The sequence below is a fragment of the Streptomyces sp. NPDC059679 genome (assembly GCF_042734105.1).
In the GTDB taxonomy this organism is placed as follows: domain Bacteria; phylum Actinomycetota; class Actinomycetes; order Streptomycetales; family Streptomycetaceae; genus Streptomyces.
On record NZ_JBHWES010000041.1, the window covers coordinates 24,393 to 44,459 of the forward strand.

The following is a 20,067-nucleotide window of genomic DNA, read 5'->3' on the forward strand; positions in this document are numbered from 1 at the left end:
CCGGACCCTTAATTGATGACTCGAACGATCAATTCTGAGCGGGCAATCCGAAGTGCTTTTGAGTCGGGCAATGACAGTTCTGGAGATCTCATCATGGCATGGCCGCGCGAGACGCAGCGCCGCCGACGGGAATGACTAGGAGATCTGCTAAACACCCGCTCCACCGAGATGCTGGGCTTGGAAGCGCTTGACCGGAAAGGTTAGCCTGCCGATCTCATCGCCTCTTCCTGGGAATGCCCGTGTATTCGGCGGTATTCCCGCCGGCGATACGTGTACGGCCCGTGTTCGGCACGATTCCGCCCGACGGTGAGACGGCGAACCCGACGGTGAGACGGTGAACAGGACAGGTGGTTCCATGCAGCCCGGAAGTACCGCTCGCCTGACGCCAGTCGCGGTCATCGGCTTGTCTCCCTGCCTCCCGGGGGGTGCGCCGGCCGAGGCGGCGCTGCGGGCGCTGGAGAACGCCGGCATCGTCCCGGAACGGCTCCGGGAGGCGGCGGCCGGTGTGTTCGCCACCGAGCAGGCCAATCTGATCGCCGCCGAACTGGGCGTGAACGGGCCCGCGTTGACGTGCGACCCCCTCCCCGCCGGTGTGGTCCACCTGGCCTGCCAGAGCATCCACACGGGCGAGTCCGCGCTGGCGCTCGCCGGGGTCGCCTCACCGGACGGCGGCAGCGGATTCCTCGTACTCAAGCCGGTTCCGGCCGCGGTGGCCGAAAGCGACCCGATCCACTGTGTGATCGAGGGCAGCGCGCTGGGCCGGGGCGACGTCGTACGGCAGGCATGTGCGCGCGCTCAGGTGGAAGGCGACGGAATCCATTTCTGGTGGCGGGGCGACTACCGGGCGGGCGACTACCACGCGGGCGAGGCCGCGTCGGACGGCCTGTCCGGCGATGGCGGCGAGCCGGGCGTCCGGGGCGAGGGCGCGGTGGGCGCTGTGGCGGCGCTGCTGGAGATGCCCGTGCTGCTGGGTCGCGGACGGGTTCCGATCCCCGGCGCCCGGCCCGACCCCGAGCGCCGTATCACCGCGGTCCACAGTTCCTCCGACGGCGCGGGAGTGGCCTGCGCGCTGGTGCTGTCGGAACCGCCCGTGCGCCCCTCGCCGTCGGCGCGGACCGCGGTCCCGGCGCTGCCGTTGCTGCTGTCGGCGGACAGCGAGACGGCGCTGTGCGGCAAGGCGGAGAGCCTGCGCGTCCATCTGGCCGAGCCGGAGAGCCCGGATCTGCTCGATGCCGCGCACACCCTGGCGGTCGCCAGGCCGCATCTGCCGTATCGCGCGGTGGTTCTCGGCGCCGACCGCGCGGAGTTCGCGGACGGGCTCGGCGAACTCGCCCTGGGGCGGGGCGGCGCGGGGAAGGCTGACGGCGGGCGCAAGGTGGCCTTCCTCTTCCCCGGCGAGGGCGGGCAGCGGCCCGGCATGGGGCGCGAGCTCTACCCGCTGTTCGATGTGTTCGCCGACGCGCTCGACGAGGTGTGCGCCCATATGGACGCGGTCGCCACCTGGTCGGTGCGTGATCTGCTCCTCGGTACGGGCAACGCCACCGAGGTCGCCCCGGCCGACGAGGCGCTGTACACCCAGGACGCGCTGTTCGCCCTTCAGGTGGCGCTGTTCCGGCAGTTCGAGCACTGGGGCGTACGCCCGGACTTCGTGGCCGGGCACTCGGTCGGGGAGCTGGCCGCCGCGACGGCGGCCGGGGTGTTCCCCCTGCCCGACGTATGCGCGCTGCTCGCCGAGCGGATTCGGCTGTTCCGGGAGAAGACGCCGGTCGGCGGCGCGATGGTCGCGATGCGGATCTCCGAGGCCGAGGCCCTGGAATCGCTGGCCGGTCTTGAGCATCTGGCCGGTATCTCCGCTGTGAACGCCCCGAACTCCGTCGTCGTCTCCGGGGACCGCGAAACCGTGCTGCGGATCGCCGGGGGGTGGGCGGAGCGGGGACGCAAGGTGAAACAGCTGCCGGTCGACCGGGCTTTCCACTCGCCGCATATGGCCGCGATGGCCGGCGACTTCGAGCAATTCGTCCGTGGCCTCGCCCCGCGACCGCCGCGCATTCCGATTGTTCCGGTGCACAACGCGCTGGGATCAGACCCCGGTGTCGTCCACCTGCCCGAATATTGGGGGGCGCAGGTGCGCGGCACCGGGCATTTTCTTCACTGCGTGACCAGCCTCGACGCGGCGGGCGTCGACACCTATGTGGACATGAGCGCGAACGGTGTGCTGGCGGCGCTGGTCGAGGAGACTCTGCCCGAGTCTTCCGCCGCGAACGCGCATATCACCGCCGTGCTGCACGGCGGCGGGTCCGATCTGCGCGCCGTGCTCGACACACTGGGCGGGTTGCACACCCACGGTGTCCCGGTGGACTGGCCCGCCGTGTTCCGCGGCTGGGGTGGCCGGCGTATCCATCTGCCGACCGGCGTGGCACGGCCCTCCCGTACGGCGTCCGCCGTATCCCGGTCGACGGATCTGCGGCGGGTGATCAGGGCCGAGACCGAGGCGATGATCGAGGGCGGCTACGGGCCGGACCGGTCGTTCCTCGAACTCGGGCTCGACTCCCTCGCCGCCGTGCAGCTGGTGAACCGACTGCGGAAGCGGACCGGACTGAAGATCGCCACAGCCGCGCTCTTCGACCACCCGACCCCGAACCAACTGGCGGCCCACCTGGAGAACCGCACACCCCGGCCGGTGGCCGCCCGCCCCCGCCGGACCGGCCCGGACGAGCCGATCGCCATCACCGCGATGAGCTGCCGGTTTCCAGCAGGGGTGCGATCGCCGGAGGACCTGTGGCGGCTGCTCGCCGAAGGCCGTGAGGTCATATCGCCGATGCCGGAGGACCGCGGCTGGGACCTGGCCGGGCTGTACGACCCGGAGCGCAAACGCCCGGGCACCAGCTATGTGCGCCACGGTGGTTTTCTCCACGACGCCGCCGAGTTCGATCCCGCGTTCTTCGGCATCGGCAGCCACGAGGCACTGGAGATGGACCCGCAGCAGCGGCTGCTGCTCGAACTGACCTGGGAAGCGTGCGAACGGGCCGGTATCGACCCGACCACCCTCCGCGGCAGCGACACCGGGGTGTACGCCGGGCTGTCATACGGCCATTACGGCACCGGCCCCGGGTACGCGGACATCTGTCTGCGACCGCATCTGGCGATCGGCACCGGGGCCAGCACGGCCTCCGGCCGGATCTCGTACACCTTCGGGCTGAACGGGCCCAATCTCGCCATCGACACCGCGTGTTCGTCGTCGCTGGTCGGGCTGCATCTCGCCGCCGCCGCGCTGCGCAGTGGTGAGTGTTCGCTGGCGCTGGCGGGCGCGGTGACCGTGCTGTCGTCGCCTATGGTGTTCGTCGAGTTCAGCCGCCAGGGCGGGCTCGCACCGGACGCGCGGGCGAAACCCTTCGCCGAGGGCGCCGACGGCACCGCCTGGGCCGAAGGGGGTGGCATGTTCGTCCTGGAACGGTACTCCGACGCGCGCCGCAACGGCCATCCGGTGCTCGCCCTGATCGCGGGCTCGGCGGTCAACTCCGACGGCGCGAGCAACGGGTTCACCGCCCCCAACGGCGCCGCCCAGCACCGGCTGCTGCTCTCCGCGCTCGCCGACGCCCGGCTGCGACCGTCCGACGTGGACGTCGTGGAGGCGCACGGCACCGGGACGATGCTCGGCGACCCGATCGAAGCCGGTGCCCTCCTGGAGGCATACGGGGCGCACCGGCCGCCGGACCGCCCGCTGCTGGTGGGCTCGCTGAAATCCAACCTGGGCCACACCCAGGCCGCGGCCGGCGCGGCGGGCGTGATGAAGATGGTGCTGGCCATGCGGCACGGGACGGTCCCGGCGACCCTGAACGTCGACCGGCCGAGCCCGCATGTGGACTGGGCCGCCGGGCTGCGGCTGGTGACCGAGGACACTCCATGGCCCGACCAGGGCCCGCTCCGGCGGGCGGGCGTGTCGTCGTTCGGGATCGGCGGTACCAACGCCCACGTCATCCTTCAGCAGCCGCCCGCCGAGCTACCGGCTCCGGCGGAGCCCGTACGGAGCGTCCCTTCGCTGTGGACCGTCTCCGGCGGCTCACAGGCAGCTCTGCGCGCCCAGGCCGGACAACTCGCCGCGCACTGGGACGCCCATCCCGACCTCGACGCGCGCGACATCGGCTTCTCGCTGGCCACGACCCGCTCGGCCCTGACCCACCGAGCCGTCCTCACCGGCGGTGACCACGACCGGCTGCGGCGCTCACTGACCGCGCTGGCGGCGGGCCGGCCCGACCCCGACCTCACGGTCGGCGCGGTGGCAGAGGGCGGTCTGGCCTTTCTGCTGACCGGGCAGGGCAGTCAGCGGGTGGGCATGGGACACGGGCTGTACACGGCGTACCCGGTCTTCGCCGAGGTCTTCGACGAGGCGTGCGCCGGGCTGGGCCTGCCGGTGAAGGAGACGGTGTTCGGCACGGATCAGGAGCTGCTGGACCGGACCGAGTACGCGCAGACCGGTCTGTTCGCCTTCCAGGTGGCGCTGTTCCGGCTGCTCGAAAGCTGGGGCATCCGGCCGGACCTGCTGCTGGGGCACTCCCTCGGTGGGCTGACCGCCGCCCATCTGGCCGGAGTCCTGTCCTTGCCGGACGCGTGCGCCCTTGTCGCGGCGCGTGGCTCGCTCATGCAGGCGCTGCCCGAAGAAGGGGCGATGTACGCGGTGGCGGCCGCGCGGGACGAGCTGGAGGAACTGCCGCCGGGCGTGTCGTTGGCGGCGGTGAACGGCCACCGGTCGCTGGTGATCTCCGGCGTCGAGGAGGCGGTCGTCGCGCTGGCGGAGCGGTTCCGGGCCCAGGGGCGCAGAACCGCGCGACTGCGGGTCAGTCACGCGTTCCACTCCTCCTTGATGGAGCCCATGCTCGACGCGTTCCACACGGTCGCCCGGAGTCTGACCTACCACCCGCCCGAGATCCCCGTCGCCTCCGATCTGACCGGGCAACTCGCCACCGCCGACGAGCTGTGTTCCCCCGAGTACTGGGTCCGCCATGTACGCGGTACGGTCCGCTTCCACGATGGAATGCGCACCTTGCATGACGACGGCGTCACCACCTTCCTGGAGCTGGGACCGGACACCACGCTCACCGAGATGGCCGCCGACTGCCTCACGGAAACCGCCGAGGCGGCGGTGATCCCCGCCCTGCGCCAGGACGATGTGCTCGGCGCCATCGCGGCGTTGCAGGTACGTGGCCATGGGCCCGACTGGTCGCGGTGGTACGCCGGAAGCGGGGCCCGGCGCGTGGACCTGCCCACGTACGCCTTCCAGCGCAAGCGGTTCTGGCTGCTGCCCGACGCGGCCGTGACCCGCCCCCAGCAGACGGACCGGGAAGCCGCGATGGACCGGCTGCGGTACCGGATCGGCTGGCAGCCCACGGCGGACCGGACGGCCTCCCCGCGCAACTGGCTGATCGTCCACTGCGACACCCTCCCCGTGCCGCAACCCCTCGGCGCCACGCTCGGCTCCCGGACGCTGCCCCTCGCCATCGACGCGGACCGCACCGAGATCGCCGAGCGCCTGGTGACCGCGTCGAACGGCGAACCGTTCGACGCGGTGCTGTCCCTGCTGGCGCTGGAGGAGCGGGCTCGTCCGGGCACGCCCGGCGTACCCGGGGGACTCGCGCTGACCACGGCGCTCATCCAAGCCATGGGCGACGCCGGGCTCGAAGCGCCCCTGTGGTGTGCGACGCAGGGCGCGGTGTCCACGGGCCACGGCGACCGGCTCGGCAGCCCGGTGCAGGCCATGGTGTGGGGACTGGGCCGGGTAGCGGCCCTTGAACACCCCGGGCGATGGGGTGGACTGGTCGACCTCCCCGTCACCCTCGACGCACCAGCGGCCGAACGGCTGGCCGGAATACTCTCCTCGACCGAAGACCAGGCTGTCATCCGCGGCACAGGAGTGTTCGTCCGGCGTCTGCTGCGCGCACCGCTGCCCACCGATCCCCGGCGCGAGTGGCCCGTACGCGGCACCACCCTCATCACCGGGGCGTTCGGCGCGCTGGGCCGACGCGTCGCGAAGTGGCTGGCCGCCGAGGGCGTCGAACGGCTGCTGCTGACGGGCCGGCACGCTGCCGACCCCGAACTGGTCGCCGAGCTGACCGCGCTCGGCGCCGAGGTCGAGACCGCCGCCTGCGACGTGGGCGACCGGGAAGCGGTGGCGGCCCTGCTCGCACGCATCCCCGAGGACCGCCCGCTGACCGCGGTGGCGCATACGGCCGGGGTGCTCGACGACGGCGTGATCGACGCGCTGGACCCCCAGCGGCTCGCACGCGTCCTGCACGCCAAGGCCACCGGCGCCAAGAACCTCCACGAACTCGCGGGGGAGCTGGAGGCGTTCGTGCTGTTCTCCTCCGCCACCGGCGCGGTCGGCAACGCCGGCCAGGCCAACTACGCGGCGGCCAACACCTACCTCGACGCGCTCGCCGAACAACGCCGCGCCGACGGACTCGCGGCCACGTCGATGGCCTGGGGGCCATGGGGGGCCGGTGGCATGGCGGTGGACGGTACCGACGCGCAGATCGTGGGCACGCGGCTGCGCCGCAACGGCATGACGGTGCTCGACCCGGACCTGGCGATCGACCTACTGGCCCGGGCCTACGCACACGACGAATCCGGGCTCGTCATCGCGGACATCGACTGGACACGATTCCTCTCGACGCTCGCCACCACCCGCAACAGCCCGCTGTTCACGGACCTGCCCGAGGCCCAGCAGAGCAAGGCCGCCCCGCCGCCCGTGGAGATCTCCGCGCTGGTACGGCGGCTCGCCGGGATGCCGCGGGCCGAGTGCGTCCGTACGCTGCGCGACCTGGTCCGCCAGAACACCGCGCAGCTGCTCGGGCACGACTCGGCCGCGCAGATCCAGCCCGCGAAACCCTTCCATGAGCAGGGGCTCAGCTCACTGGGCATCGTCGAGCTGCGCAACCAGCTCAGCGCGCAGACCGGACTGCGGATGCCCGCCAGTGTGCTGTTCGACCATCCCACCCCCTCCGCGCTGGCCGGCCACCTCGCCACGGAACTCGTCCCGGACACCGTTCCACCCGACCGCACACCGCCGGAGGCGGAGCCCGGGACGACCGATCTCGAGGCCATCCTGAGCCTCGCCGAACAGGAACTCTCCCGGGCCGGGGAGGACCGCCACGATGGCTGACGACAGGCTCCTCGACACCGTGCAGCGCCTGACCACCGCGCTGCGGGACACCCGGGAACGGCTGCGCGTGGCCGAGGCCGGCGCCCGCGAACCGATCGCCATCGTGGGCGCCGGCTGCCGGTTCCCCGGCGGAGTGAGCGACCCGGAAGGGCTGTGGCGGCTGGTCGGCGAGGGCCGGGACGCCGTCACGCCCTTTCCCACCGACCGCGGCTGGCCGGACGAGTTCACCGGCACGGGGGCGTTTCTGACCGACCCGGCATGGTTCGACGCGGGCTTCTTCGGCATCGGCCCCCGGGAAGCCCTGTCGATGGATCCGCAACAGCGGCTGATGCTGGAAATTTCCTGGGAAGCGGTGGAGCGGGCCGGAATCGACCCGCTGTCCCTGCGCGGCTCCCGGACCGGAGTGTTCACCGGCACCAACGACCAGGACTACCGCGGCCTGCTGGGCAAGGTCAGCAACCACAACGAACACGCCGACCACCTGGCCACCGGCACCGCGGCCAGCGTGCTGTCCGGGCGAGTCGCCTACTTCCTCGGGCTGGAGGGCCCGTCGGCCACCATCGACACCGCATGCTCGTCCTCGCTGGTGGCGTTGCATCTGGCCGTCCGGTCGCTGCGCTCGGGGGAATGCGATCTCGCGCTGGCCGGCGGTGTCGTGGTGCTGTCCACGCCCGGACTGTTCGCCGCCTTCCGGCGCCAGGGCGCCCTCGCCGCGGACGGCCGCTGCAAGGCGTTCGCCGAGGCGGCGGACGGTGTGGGCTGGGGCGAGGGCGCCGGGGTCGTGCTCGTCGAGCGGCTGGCCGACGCCCTCGCCCACGGACACCCGGTGCTGGCCGTGGTGCGGGGCACCGCGATCAACTCCGACGGCGCCTCCAACGGGCTGACCGCGCCGAACGGGCTCGCACAGCAGCGGGTCATCCGCGACGCGCTGGCCGACGCCGGGCTGCGCGGCCGGGATGTGGACGCCGTCGAGGCGCATGGCACGGGGACCCGGCTCGGCGATCCGATCGAGGCGTCGGCGTTGCAGGCGGCCTACGGTGGCGACCGGGAAACCCCCCTGGCGATCGGGTCGGTTAAGTCGAACATCGGGCACACCCAAGCCGCCGCCGGTATCGCCGGGGTGCTGAAGACCGTACTGGCGCTGCGAAACCGGACCCTGCCGAAGACGCTGCATGTGGACGCCCCGTCGTCGCAGGTGGACTGGGACTTGGGCGCGGTGGAACTGCTCACCGAAAGCCGCCGCTGGCCGGCCGGGCCGGGCCGCCCCCGGCGCGCGGGAGTGTCCGCGTTCGGCATCAGTGGCACCAACGCCCATGTGATCCTCGAAGAGGCGCCACCCGCCGAAGCGACACCGGCCGTCGGAGCGGAGCCGCTGCCGTGGGTGCTCTCGGCACGTACCGACTCCGCGCTCCGTGCCAAGGCGGGACAATTGCTCTCGGATGGCGACGGCAAGGCGGACGGCAGGGGCACAGCAGGCGTCGCCTACGCGCTGGCCACCTCCCGCAGCACATTCGAGCGCCGTGCCGTGGTGCTCGATACGGATCCCCGGGCCGGCCTGACCGCGTTGAGCCGCGGCGGCACCGCGCCGGGCCTGATCACCGGCACCGCCGATCTGACCGGCAAAGTGGTGTTCGTCTTCCCCGGCCAGGGCGGTCAGTGGGAGGGAATGGCCGGTGACCTGCTGGAGACATCGCCGGTGTTCCGGGAGCACATCCACGCTTGCGCCCAGGCGCTGGCGCCGCATGTCGACTGGGACCTGTCGGCCGTGCTGCGGCAGCGGCCGAACGCGCCCTCGCTGGAACGGGTGGACGTGGTGCAGCCGGCGCTGTTCGCGGTCATGGTCGCGCTCGCCGCCCTCTGGCGCTCCTGCGGTATCGAGCCGGATGCCGTGGTGGGGCACAGCCAGGGGGAAATCGCCGCCGCCCATGTGGCCGGCGCACTGTCCCTCGAGGACGCCGCACTGGTGGTGGCCCGGCGCGCCAAGGCGCTGACCCGGCTGTCCGGCAGCGGCGGGATGGCTTCGGTGGAGCTGCCGGCGGACGAACTGTGGCCCCGGCTGGACGAGAAGCTGTGCATCGCGACGGTCAATGGGCCGAGGGCGACGGTGGTCGCCGGAGACACCGACGCGCTCGGCGTACTACTGGCGGACTTGGCCGAATCCGGCATACGGGTACGGAAGCTGCCGGTGGACTACGCGTCCCATTCGCCCGAGATGGAGCTCGTCCGCGACCGCGTCCTCACCGAGCTGGCGCCGATCTCGCCGAAGGCCACGGACATCCCCTTCCACTCGGCGGTGACCGGCACCGTACTCGCCGGGACGGAGCTCGACGCCGGGTACTGGTACCGGAACCTGCGCCTTCCGGTGCGGTTCGACCAGGCCATCGCCGGGCTCGCGGCGCCGGAACACTCGTTCTTCGTGGAGGTCGGCCCGCACCCCGTACTGGGCCCGGCGGTCCTGGAGGCCGCCGGCGACAAGGCCGTGGTCGTCGGATCGCTACGCCGCGGGGAGGGTGGCCGCAGGGCGCTGCTCTCCGCGCTCGCCGAACTGCATGTCCGCGGTCTGTGTCCTGATTGGACGGCATGGGCGGGGCCGGACACACCCGGCTTCACCGAACTGCCCACCTATCCCTTCGAACGCAAGCGGTTCTGGCTGATGCCGGGTGAGTCCAGAAGCGCTGACCATCCCGTGCTGGATCCGGCGGTCGAGCTGGCACAGAGCGATGAGCTGGTGCTGACGGGACGTCTGTCGACGGAGTCGACTCCGTGGCTGGCCGACCACCGGGTACTGGGCGAGGTGATCCTGCCCGGCACCGCCTGGCTCGAATTCGCGCTGCACGCGGGCACCGCGGCGAACTGCGCCACGGTCGAGGAACTGACCCTGGCGGTGCCGCTGGTCCTGCCGGACGAGGGGGCCGCCACGGTGCAGTTGCGCGTCGGCGCACCGGATGACAGCGGGCGCCGCAGGCTGGACCTCCATGCGAAAGTGGACGGCGCGGGCTGGGTGCGGCACGGCGAAGGCGTGCTGAGCCCGGCACCCGCCGAGCCCGAGGCGCCGGAGAAGTGGCCACCCGCCGATGCGGAAGTGGTCCCGCACACCGGGCTCTACCCCGCGCTGATCGGCCACGGGCTGGGCTACGGCCCCACGTTCCAGGGGCTGCGCGCCGTATGGCGGCGCGGCGACGAGGTCTTCTGCGAGGTGGCCTGCCCGGTGGACACCCATGGCTTCGTGGTCCATCCGGCGCTCCTCGACTCGGCCCTGCACGCTCTCGGCTTCAGCGCCCCGGCGGGTGGCGAGGCCGGGGAGGCCAGCGGACCGGTGCTGCCGTTCACCTGGACCGGTGTCACCGCGCATGCTGCTGGGCCCTCGGCGCTGCGGGTGCGGCTGTGCGGATCCGTCGACGACGGGGTGCGGCTGGCCGTGACCGACAGCGAGGGCGCGCCGGTGCTGTCGGTGGACTCGCTGGTGTTGCGCCCGGCGGCCGTACGCGGCGGCGCCCCGCGAGACGTGCTGTTCCGGAACAGATGGGTCGAGGTGCGCCCTTCGGGCGGGCTCGCGGCGGAAACCATGGCGGCCGTGGGCTTCGAGACCGGCCACTTCCCGGTTTTCCCCGATCTCCCGGCGCTGGAGGAGGCGGTCCGCGCGGGTCTGCCGGTGCCGGGCGCGGTGCTCGTAGCCGGCTCCCACGGCTCGGTCCGGGAATCCGTACACCGCGCACTGAGGCTGGTCCAATGGTGGTGTGCGCGCCCGGAGTTCGCGGCGTCCCGGCTGGTGTTCCTGACCTCGGGCGCGGTGGCGGCCAGGACCGGCGACGACGTCCCCGACCTGGCGGGCGCGGCCGTGATCGGCCTGGTGCGGTCGGCGCAGACCGAGGAACCCGGCCGGTTCGTCCTGCTGGACGCCGATGAGATCACCCCGCAGACGACCACCGCCGCCCTGGCCGCCGATGAACCCGAGGTCGCCCTGCGGGGCGGACAGGTGCTGGCACGCCGCCTGGTGCGGGTCGTCCCCCGGTCCCCCGGAACGTTCGCCGGGCCCGAGGACACCGTCCTGATCACCGGCGGCACCGGCACACTCGGCCGACTGCTGGCCCGCCACCTGGTCACCGCGCACGGGGTGCGGCGGCTGGTCCTGGCCGGCCGCCGGGGCCAGGCGCCCGGACTGCGGGACGGACTCGGCGCACTGGGCGCCACCGCCACCGTGGTCGCCTGCGACGTCGCGGACCGGACACAACTGGCCCAACTGCTCGGCGCACACCGGCCGACGGTCGTCGTCCACGCGGCCGGGGTGCTCGACGACGGCGTGGTGACGGCCATGGACGAGGACCGCGTCGACGCCGTCCTGCGGCCGAAGGCCGAGGCCGCGCTCGCCCTGCACGAGCTGACCCAGGACCTGCCACTGACGTCGTTCGTGCTGTTCTCGTCGGCCGCCGCCACCGCGGGCAGCGCCGGCCAGTCCAACTACGCCGCCGCCAACGCCGTACTCGACGCGCTGGCACACCACCGGCGCGCGCGAGGGCTGCCCGCGGTCTCGCTCGCCTGGGGCCTGTGGCAGGAGCGCAGCGATATGACCCGCCACCTCGATTCGACCGCCACCCCACCGTCCACCGCCGACTCGCTGTCCACCGAGGAGGCACTGGCGCTGTTCGACGCCGCGGCCGCACTCGCCGACCCGGTGCTCGTACCCGCCCGGCTCGATCTGCGCGGCCGTCAGGCCAGGCCCCTGCTGCGGGAGCTGGTGAACCGGCCGGAGATCCCGGAGGACAATCCGCGTCAGCTGCTCGACCGACTGGACGAACCGGAGCGCGAACGTGCCCTGCTCGACCTGGTGCTGGACAAGGTCGCGCTCGTCCTCGGACACGACGGCAGCGACGAACTCAGACCGCACGCCGGGTTCCTGGAGATGGGCGTGGACTCACTGGCCGCCGTGCACATCCGCAACCACCTCAGCCAGGCCCTCGACGTACGGTTGCGGGCGACCGTCACCTTCGACCATCCGACCCCGCCGGCGCTGGTCCGGCATCTGGCGGAGGTGCTGGCCCGGCCGGAGGGCGAACCGGCCCCCGAGGAGCACGGCGAGACCGTCGACGAGCTGATCGCCCGGACCAGGGCCACCGCCTGGGCGCAGACGCGCACCTACTTCACCTCGTCGGCCGAGCTGCCGCGGATCCCACGACCGACCCGGCTGGCCGGTGGCCAGGAGGGGCCGGCGCTGGTGTGTGTCACCTCGGCCGTCGGCACATCGGATCCGGTGCAGTACGCGCGCCTGGCGAAGCCGTTCCAGGGCGAGCGGGACGTCTGGGCACTGCGGCAACCGGGATTCCACCGCGGCGACCCGATCCCCAAGACCCCGGAAGCGCTGCTCGAGACGCACGCCGCGAGTCTGCGCGCGGAGTTGGGGGAGCGGCCCTTCGTGCTCGCCGGCCTGTCCTCCGGCGGCCTGATCGCCCATATGCTCGCCCGGTACCTCTACGACCAGGGCGCCCCGCCCGCCGGTGTCATCCTGCTGGACAGCTACGCCCCCGGCGAGGACCAACGGCTCGCCCTGCTGGCCCCCGGTCTGCGGGGGGAACTCCAGCACCGGGCCGACGACCCGGACTCCGCGGTGCGCAGCGACGACAGCTGGGTCACCGCCATGCTGCACTACGAGACATTCGACTGGCCGTTCACCGAGCTGCCGGCCCCGGTGCTGTTCGTACGCGCGGGGGAGCCGCTGGAGAGCTGGCCGGCGGACTGGGACTGGCAACCCGTCTGGCCGTACGACCACACCGCCGTCATCACCCGCGGCAACCACTTCACCATGCTGGAGGAACACGCCCCGCATACGGCCGCCCTGATGCGCGACTGGATGCGGGACACCTTCGGCTGAGACCGGCGAGCCGCGTCAGCGCACCAGATGGAGCGGCAGCTCCCGCAGACCGCGGAAGCTGACGTTCGGTCGCCAGACCAGGTCGTCGCCGGTGAGCTCGATCGTGGAATAGCGCCGCAGCAACTCCGTCAGCACCATCGAGGTCTCCAGCTTCCCCAGCGCGGCACCGATGCAGTAGTGCGGTCCACCGCTGAAGGCCAGTGTTTTCACCCCGGTGCGGGTCAGGTCGAGGCGGTCGGGATCGGGATAGCGCTCGGGGTCACGGCCGGCCGCCCCGAAAAGCAGCATCACCTTGGCGCCCGCGGGGAGGGTGACATCTGCCAAGGGGACGTCTTCGTTCAAGAGCCTGGAGACGATCTGCACGGGAGGGTCGTATCGAGTGATCTCATCGATCGAGTCGGTGACGATTTCCGGGTTGTCGCGCAGCATCCGCAGCTGGTCGGGATGGCGGAGCAGCGCCAAGAGGCCGTTTCCGATCAGATTGACGGTGGTCTCATGGCCTGCGACGAACAAGAACTGAACATTGGCGATGATCTCCTCCTCGGTCAGCTGCCCGCCATCGACCTCGGCGTGCAGAAGGAGGGAGAGGATATCGTCTCGCGGTGCTGACCTGCGCTCTTTGAGATGGTCGGCGACGTACTCGCGAAATTCCACTTCCGCCGCGTTCATCTCGACCGCGTCCTCGGCGGTTATCGAGGGGTCGATCACTCGGCTGATTTGTTCCGTCCAACGGCGGCACCGGTCTCGATCACTCCCGGGTAAGCCGAGGAGTTCGCAGGTCACAGTCACCGGAAGGGGCAGGGCGAGACTGCGGATGAGATCCGTCTTGCCTTCGCCCACGGCGTCGAGCAGCCGGGCGGTCTCGGCGGCTATCCGCGGCCGAAGCCGTTCCACGGAGGCCCGGGTGAAACACTTGCTGATCGCGCCTCGGATCCGTCGATGGGCGGGGCCGTCGAGCATGAGCATCCATTTACGTACGCTCTGCACGAGGGGGCTGTCCGGACCACCGCGGCGGTTGGCCCATGTCCGGTCCCGATAGAACTCGCTCGACGCTCCCGGTGCGCGCAGTACGGCATCCACATCGGCGTAGCGCGAAAGAACCCAATAGCCGAAGTGTGATTGATGGAGGGGGTCCGTCTCGCGCAGGTGTCGATAGATGGGATAGGGGTCGGTGCGGACCGAAGGATCTCGCGGATCGAAAATTATGGTCATTTCCATGCCGCCTCTGCATGTCGCTTCATTTACCCCCTGAGGCATAACACTTTCCAGAGACGCACAGCCAGGATACGGAGCCCGGACTAGGGAAAGTGCTATTCCGGCGCCAGGATGAAGCGGATCGATGAGATGCGCTTTGCGATTCCTGCCACACGCCCGCGCCACACTCGCCGCCGCCCGCGCCTTCCACGCCACGGCGTCGGCCCACCGGAGCGCCGGCGCCGCCGGATCGATCGGGCTGGCCGTCCCCCCCCGAGCGGTACGGTCGACGCGGCCGTCCTCATCGACCGGGATCCGCTTCCCCGCGGCGCCCTCCACGTCGCGACCGACGCCTATGAGGCCGTACTGCGCAGCGACCACCCGCTGGCGGGCGAGGAGTCCATCACACTGGCCGATCTCCTGGACGACCCGCTGCCGGCAACCACCTCCGGCTGCGAGACCCAGGCCAAACACCTGCACTCGCTGACCGGCCATCCGTACCGGCCCACCCAGCGCATCCGCGAACTCACCACCCTGCTGTCCATGGCGGAGGCCGGCCTCGGCGTCGCGATCATCCCGTCCCTGGCCGCGAGCATGATGCCCGAGACCCTCACCCTGGTCCTCCTCCTGCCCCGCCTGGAACGCCGACTCGTCCTCACCGGCCCCACCACCCGCCCCTGGCACCCCAACGTCACGGCCATCCGGGACCTGTGCGGGAAACACGCCGCCGACATGTCAGGCGGCCGGGCTCCCGACGTCACCACGAGGGCGCCTGCATGAGCAGCCGGGCGCGAATGGCTGCGATCGACGGTGCGTTCTCGGTGCCGACGCGGTAGGCGAGGTAGAGCGTGTTGATGGGCGGGATCTCGGGCTCCAGGAGCGGCACCAGGGCACCCGAAGCGAGTTCCTTCGCGCACAGATAGCGCGGCAGCACCGTGAGCCCGGCTCCGGCGACGGTCGCGGTCAGCACGCCTCGCAGATCGGGGACGACGACAGCGGGGCTGCTCGTGGGGCGGGTGCCGAACACGGTACGCCAGTAGCGGCGGATGATGGGGCGGTCCTCCGCGTAGCTGATCAGAGGCAGTTCTCGCAGGGCCACCGGTCCTTCGCGCATGAGCTGCCCACCGTCCACGAGCGCGGCCAGGCGCGGGGCGGCGACCAGGACGAACTCCTCATCCGTGAGCGGCACCGAAGCGATCGCCTTGCCGCGCGGGCGGTGGGTCGAGATGACGAGGTCGAACCGGCCGTCGGGGAGACCGGCCAGCAGCTCGTCGGTCAGCCCCAGGGTCACCCGCAGCCGCAGTCCGTCATGGACCAGCGGCGCCAGCGCGGCCAGCACCCGCGTGCTCATGAGTTCGGCGGGGCCGGCCAGATGCATGGGCTTGGTGAACGGGGTGGTCCGGCCGGCGACGCCGCGCTCGGCGATGGTGGCGAGGGCGTCCACATGCGGACCGGCCTCGGCGGCGAGTTCATCGGCCACGGACGTCGGTACGACCCCCCGCGGCATACGCAGAAACAGCTGCTGCCCCATCTGCTCCTCCAGCGTGCGGATCTGCGCGGTGACGGTGGACTGGGACCGGCCGACCTGGCGCGCCGCAGCCGTGAGGGAGCCGGACCGGTGGACGGCCAGGAAGGTCTTCAGCAGGGACAGATCCACCAGGGCTCCTCAGGGTCCGGCACATCCATCGGTTTTCCGATGGATGTGGGGCGATCTTCCCATTGGTCGCCCATGGGTGCGCCGCTCTACGCTGCACAGACGCCGAGGGGCCGGGGAACGGCCCCTCGATCGGAAGCACATCGGACGCACATCGGAAGCACAGAGGAGACCGCCATGCCCGGCACCCGAAAGATCCTGTTCGCCCTGACCAGCCACCAGGAACTCGGCGAAACCGGCCGGACCACAGGCTTCTATGTGGGCGAGGCCGCGCACCCCTGGAAGGTCCTGTCCGACGCCGGTTACGAGGTCGACCTGGTCTCGGTCTCCGGGGGCCGTCCGCCGATGGACGGCCGCGACCTGTCCGATCCGATCCAGAAGGCATTCCTGGAGGATCCGCGTATCGCGGAGAAGCTGGCGGCGACGGCCCGGCCGGAGGACATCACCCCCGGCGACTACGACGCCATCGTGTACGTGGGCGGTCACGGCACCGTATGGGACTTCCCCGACAGCGCCGGGCTCGCCCGTATCGGGCGCGACATCTACGAGGCCGGAGGGGCGGTCGCCGCGGTGTGCCACGGCCCGGCGGGCCTGGTCAACCTCAAGCTGTCCAACGGGGCGTACCTGGTCGACGGCAAGAACGTCGCGGCGTTCACCAACAGCGAGGAGGCCGCGGTGGGGCTCACCGACGTGGTGCCGTTCCTGCTGCAGAGCAAGCTCGAGGAGCGGGGCGCCAAGCACACCGGCGCGCCCGACTTCGAACCCCATGTGGTCGTCGACGGCCGTCTGGTCACCGGGCAGAACCCGGCCTCGGCCACCGCACTCGGGGAAGCCCTCGTCAAGGTCCTCATATAGGCCGGGGCACCGATTCGGCCGCTCAGGAATGAAACGGCTGGTGGTCGCTGTTGCGGCGAGAGCCGCCGCCCCGGCGAAGTGTCGGCGAGAGCCCGGCGGGCACGGCCGCCGGGCATGTCGGACACTTGGATTACGACGCGAGGTAGAAGTGAGCACCGTCCTGACAGAGCTGCCGAACAACCGGAAGAAGGCCATCGACGGCCACCGCGCCGACGATATGGCCATGCCGTCCGGGCAGGGCGCGGTGCGCGGCTGATCATGTCCTCCGAGGCCAACGACTACACGGAGCAGACCGCCTGCGCAGCCGACTCGCACTCCCCGCTCCGTGACTTCCTGCGGACCGAAACCGGCAGCGCCGCCGTCCTGGTGACGGCGGCGTTCGCCGCGCTCATCTGGGCCAATCTGACGCCCTCGGCCTATGAGGCGTTCTGGCATACGCATCTGTCCCTGCGGCTCGGCTCCCATGGCATCGCGCTCAACCTGCGAGAATGGGTGAACAGCGGGCTGATGACGGTGTTCTTCTTCGTCGTCGGCCTGGAGGCGCGGCGCGAGTTCGACATGGGGGAACTGCGCGAACGCAGCCGACTGGCCCTGCCGGTCGCGGCGGGCCTGTGCGGCATGCTCGTACCGGTCGCCATCTACCTCGCGATCAACGCCGGTCACGCATCGGCGCAGGGCTGGGGCGCGGCCATGTCCACCGACACCGCCTTCGCCCTGGGGATCCTCGCCGTGGTCGGCCGGCATATGCCCTCCAGTCTGCGGGTCTTCATCCTCACCATCACCGTGGTCGACGACTTCCTGGCGCTGGCCGTCATCGCCATCGCCTACAACAGCGGCCTCTCCGTCCCGGCGCTGCTGGTGGCCATGGGCACCTTCGCCGTCGTCCTGCTGGTGCGGCGGCTGGGAGTGCGCCGCGGCGCCGTCTACGCGGTGCTCGCGGTGGTGGGCTGGGCCGCCATGCTCGAATCGGGTGTGGATCCCGTGGTCATCGGGCTGGCCATGGGGCTGCTGACCTACGCCTACCCCGCGGCACGCAGCGACCTGGAGCGCGCCACCGGGCTGTTCCGGCTGTTCCGCGAACAGCCGACACCCGAACTCGAGCGCTCGGTCCGCGCCGGACTGGCCTCCGCGATCTCACCCAACGACCGCCTGCAGCAGATCTTCCACCCCTGGGCCGGCTATGTCATCGTGCCCCTCTTCGCCTTGGCCAACGCCGGTATCCCGATCAGCGGCGAGCAGCTGTCACGCGCGTTCTCCTCACCGGTCACCCTCGGCATCCTGCTCGGGTACACCCTCGGCAAGCCGATCGGCGTCATCGGCGCGTCCGCACTGACCACCTGGCTCAGCCGCGGCCGTATCCGGCTGCCGGTCGGGTGGGGAGCCGTCGCCGTCGGGGGCTCGCTGTCAGGGGTGGGCTTCACGGTGTCCCTGCTGATCGCCACCCTCGCCTTCCACGGCACCGGCCTCCAGGACGCCAAGATCGGCATCCTGAGCGCCGTCCTCTGCTCCTTCGTCATCAGCTGGCTGATCACCCGCGCCATCGGGGCGCTTCCCCGAGAAGCTCAGCTGCGAGCGGTGCTGGGCAAGGCTGAAACGATCATCGACCTCCCCGTACCCGTGGACCCCCACCGCGACCATGTGCGCGGACCCCGCGACGCTCCGGTGACCGTTGTCGAGTACGGCGACTACGAATGCCCCTACTGCGGTCAGGCCGAGCCGGTCATCCGTGAGCTCCTCGGGGACTTCGGGGATGTGCGCTACGTATGGCGCCACCTCCCCCTGACGGATGTGCACGTCCACGCCCAGCTGGCCGCCGAGGCCGCCGAGGCGGCGGCCCTCCAGGGCGGCTACTGGGACATGCACGATCTGCTGCTCAGCCACCAGGGCGCCCTGCGCTTCGACGACCTGCGCGGATACGCCGCGGACATCGGTCTGGACGTGGCGCGTTTCGAGCGGGACATGCGCTCCCGCGCCGGTTCGGCCCGTGTCGCGGAGGACGTGGAGTCGGCGGATGTCGGCGGGGTGGCGGGCACCCCCACGTTCTTCGTCAACGGGCGCAGACACCAGGGGGCGTACGACATCACCGGCCTGTCCGCGGCGGTGCGCGCGGCCCGCGAGCGGGCGGCCGTCAGCGCCTAGGGTCTGTCGTCAAAGGGAGCAGGGCGGCCCCCTTTGACGACAGACCCTGGGCGCGCTGTGCGAGCCGAGGGCCGGGCGCGGGGCTATGCAGAGAAACGCCCATGCCGTCAAGGTATCGCGCAATGCGAAATGGGGCTTGGACGGGCATAACCGCGGGTCCCTACGGTCGTGACACCAGCGCAGGCAGACCCGGTGTGAGGAGCAATGGTGTCCAAACTCGCCGTCGTCATGACCCCCGAGCGCGCCGCCGACGTATGCGGCCCCGATGCCCGGCGTCTGATCGAGGAACACTTCGAGGCGACCTGGGCCGAAGGCGGGCTTGACGACCGGGAAGTGGCCCGGTTGGCCGCCGGCTGCGATGTACTGCTGACCAGTTGGGGCACCCCGCATCTGGACGCGTCGATCTGGGCCGACGGCGGCGGCCCCAAGGTGGTCGCCCATGCGGCCGGCACGGTGAAGAAGCTCATCGATCGCCAGGTGCTCGACCAGGGCGTCACCGTCTTCTCCGCCGCGGGCCGGATCGCCTGGTCGGTGGGGGAGTACTGCCTGGCCGCGATGCTCACCCTGGCCCGCCGCCTGCCGCGGTTCGATGTCGCGCTGCGCGGCGGCGGCTGGAAGCAGAAGGACTTCAGGGGCGGCGAACTCGCCGGCCGCTCCGTGGGCATCGTCGGAGCCAGCTCCACCGCACGCGCCCTGATCACCCTGCTGAAGCCGTTCGGCTGCGATGTGCTGGTGTACGACCCGTACCTGGACGAGACACGGGCCGCCGCGCTCGGCGTCCGCACCGCCACGCTGGCGGAGACGCTTCGCTGTGCGTTCGTCTCGCTGCACGTACCCGATCTGCCGGCGACCCGGGGAATGGTGACCAGGCAGCTCATCGAGGCGATGCCCGACGGCACGATCGTCGTCAACTCCTCGCGCGGCCCCGCCGTCGACCAGCCGGCGCTCCTCGACCACGTCCTGTCCGGCCGGCTCCTCGCCGCGCTGGATGTGTACGACCCCGAGCCCCCGAGCTTCGGCGAACCCGTGCTGAGCTGCCCGAATCTGCTGCTCACCCCGCATATCGCCGGGGACACCACGGAAGGGCATCTCGCGCTGGCGGGGTATGTGCTGGCCGATGTCGTGGACTGGCTCGACAAGGGCGTCCACGGCCCGAGCCACGTCGATCCCGCCGCATGGCCGACCGCCGCATGACCACCTGCC

At 71.4% G+C, this 20,067-nt stretch carries 8 protein-coding genes; 6 read left to right on the forward strand and 2 right to left on the reverse strand.

Features of this window, described 5'->3' with window-relative positions; all coding sequences use genetic code 11:
• Positions 1–355 precede the first annotated feature (355 nt).
• Positions 356–7,156: an SDR family NAD(P)-dependent oxidoreductase gene (locus ACFV2X_RS33850; RefSeq protein ID WP_385623986.1), complete on the forward strand. Its 6,801-nt coding sequence runs from the start codon at positions 356–358 to the stop codon at positions 7,154–7,156.
• On the forward strand, positions 7,149–13,022 hold the full coding sequence (locus ACFV2X_RS33855; protein WP_385623988.1) for a type I polyketide synthase: 5,874 nt from the start codon (positions 7,149–7,151) through the stop codon (positions 13,020–13,022). The genes ACFV2X_RS33850 and ACFV2X_RS33855 overlap by 8 nt, the downstream gene beginning before the upstream one ends.
• A 15-nt stretch (positions 13,023–13,037) precedes the next feature.
• On the opposite strand, the gene ACFV2X_RS33860 is transcribed toward ACFV2X_RS33855, so the two are convergent.
• The gene (locus tag ACFV2X_RS33860; RefSeq protein ID WP_385623990.1) at positions 13,038–14,240 is read right to left on the reverse strand and encodes a cytochrome P450; all 1,203 of its coding nucleotides are present in this window, start codon (positions 14,238–14,240) and stop codon (positions 13,038–13,040) included.
• Positions 14,241–14,366: 126 nt separating this feature from the next.
• On the opposite strand from ACFV2X_RS33860, the gene ACFV2X_RS33865 reads away from it, so the two are divergent.
• Positions 14,367–14,996 (forward strand): LysR family transcriptional regulator substrate-binding protein, encoded by a 630-nt coding sequence (locus tag ACFV2X_RS33865; protein ID WP_385623993.1) that lies wholly within the window; start codon positions 14,367–14,369, stop codon positions 14,994–14,996.
• Here ACFV2X_RS33865 and ACFV2X_RS33870 read toward each other — a convergent pair.
• On the reverse strand, positions 14,974–15,873 hold the full coding sequence (locus ACFV2X_RS33870; protein ID WP_385623996.1) for a LysR family transcriptional regulator: 900 nt from the start codon (positions 15,871–15,873) through the stop codon (positions 14,974–14,976). The two genes, ACFV2X_RS33865 and ACFV2X_RS33870, sit on opposite strands and share 23 nt — an antisense overlap.
• A gap of 174 nt (positions 15,874–16,047) precedes the next feature.
• On the opposite strand from ACFV2X_RS33870, the gene ACFV2X_RS33875 reads away from it, so the two are divergent.
• The 3 genes from ACFV2X_RS33875 to ACFV2X_RS33885 all read left to right on the forward strand — a co-directional run bounded on the left by ACFV2X_RS33875 (position 16,048) and on the right by ACFV2X_RS33885 (position 20,058).
• Positions 16,048–16,725 (forward strand): type 1 glutamine amidotransferase domain-containing protein, encoded by a 678-nt coding sequence (locus ACFV2X_RS33875; protein ID WP_385623998.1) that lies wholly within the window; start codon positions 16,048–16,050, stop codon positions 16,723–16,725.
• A gap of 258 nt (positions 16,726–16,983) precedes the next feature.
• A complete protein-coding gene (nhaA, locus tag ACFV2X_RS33880; protein ID WP_385624001.1) occupies positions 16,984–18,864 on the forward strand; it encodes a Na+/H+ antiporter NhaA in 1,881 nt (626 codons plus the stop codon).
• 204 nt (positions 18,865–19,068) lie between these two features.
• On the forward strand, positions 19,069–20,058 hold the full coding sequence (locus ACFV2X_RS33885) for a hydroxyacid dehydrogenase (protein ID WP_385624003.1): 990 nt from the start codon (positions 19,069–19,071) through the stop codon (positions 20,056–20,058).
• Positions 20,059–20,067 lie beyond the last annotated feature (9 nt).

What these genes read in the sequence shown, in the direction of transcription:
- ACFV2X_RS33850 (WP_385623986.1), top strand. Translation starts at nt 356, where the DNA reads ATGCAGCCCGGAAGTACCGCTCGCCTGACGCCAGTCGCGGTCATCGGC.
- ACFV2X_RS33855 (WP_385623988.1), top strand. Translation starts at nt 7,149, where the DNA reads ATGGCTGACGACAGGCTCCTCGACACCGTGCAGCGCCTGACCACCGCG.
- ACFV2X_RS33860 (WP_385623990.1), bottom strand. Translation starts at nt 14,240, where the DNA reads ATGGAAATGACCATAATTTTCGATCCGCGAGATCCTTCGGTCCGCACC.
- ACFV2X_RS33865 (WP_385623993.1), top strand. Translation starts at nt 14,367, where the DNA reads ATGCGCTTTGCGATTCCTGCCACACGCCCGCGCCACACTCGCCGCCGC.
- ACFV2X_RS33875 (WP_385623998.1), top strand. Translation starts at nt 16,048, where the DNA reads ATGCCCGGCACCCGAAAGATCCTGTTCGCCCTGACCAGCCACCAGGAA.
- nhaA (WP_385624001.1), top strand. Translation starts at nt 16,984, where the DNA reads ATGTCCTCCGAGGCCAACGACTACACGGAGCAGACCGCCTGCGCAGCC.
- ACFV2X_RS33885 (WP_385624003.1), top strand. Translation starts at nt 19,069, where the DNA reads ATGGTGTCCAAACTCGCCGTCGTCATGACCCCCGAGCGCGCCGCCGAC.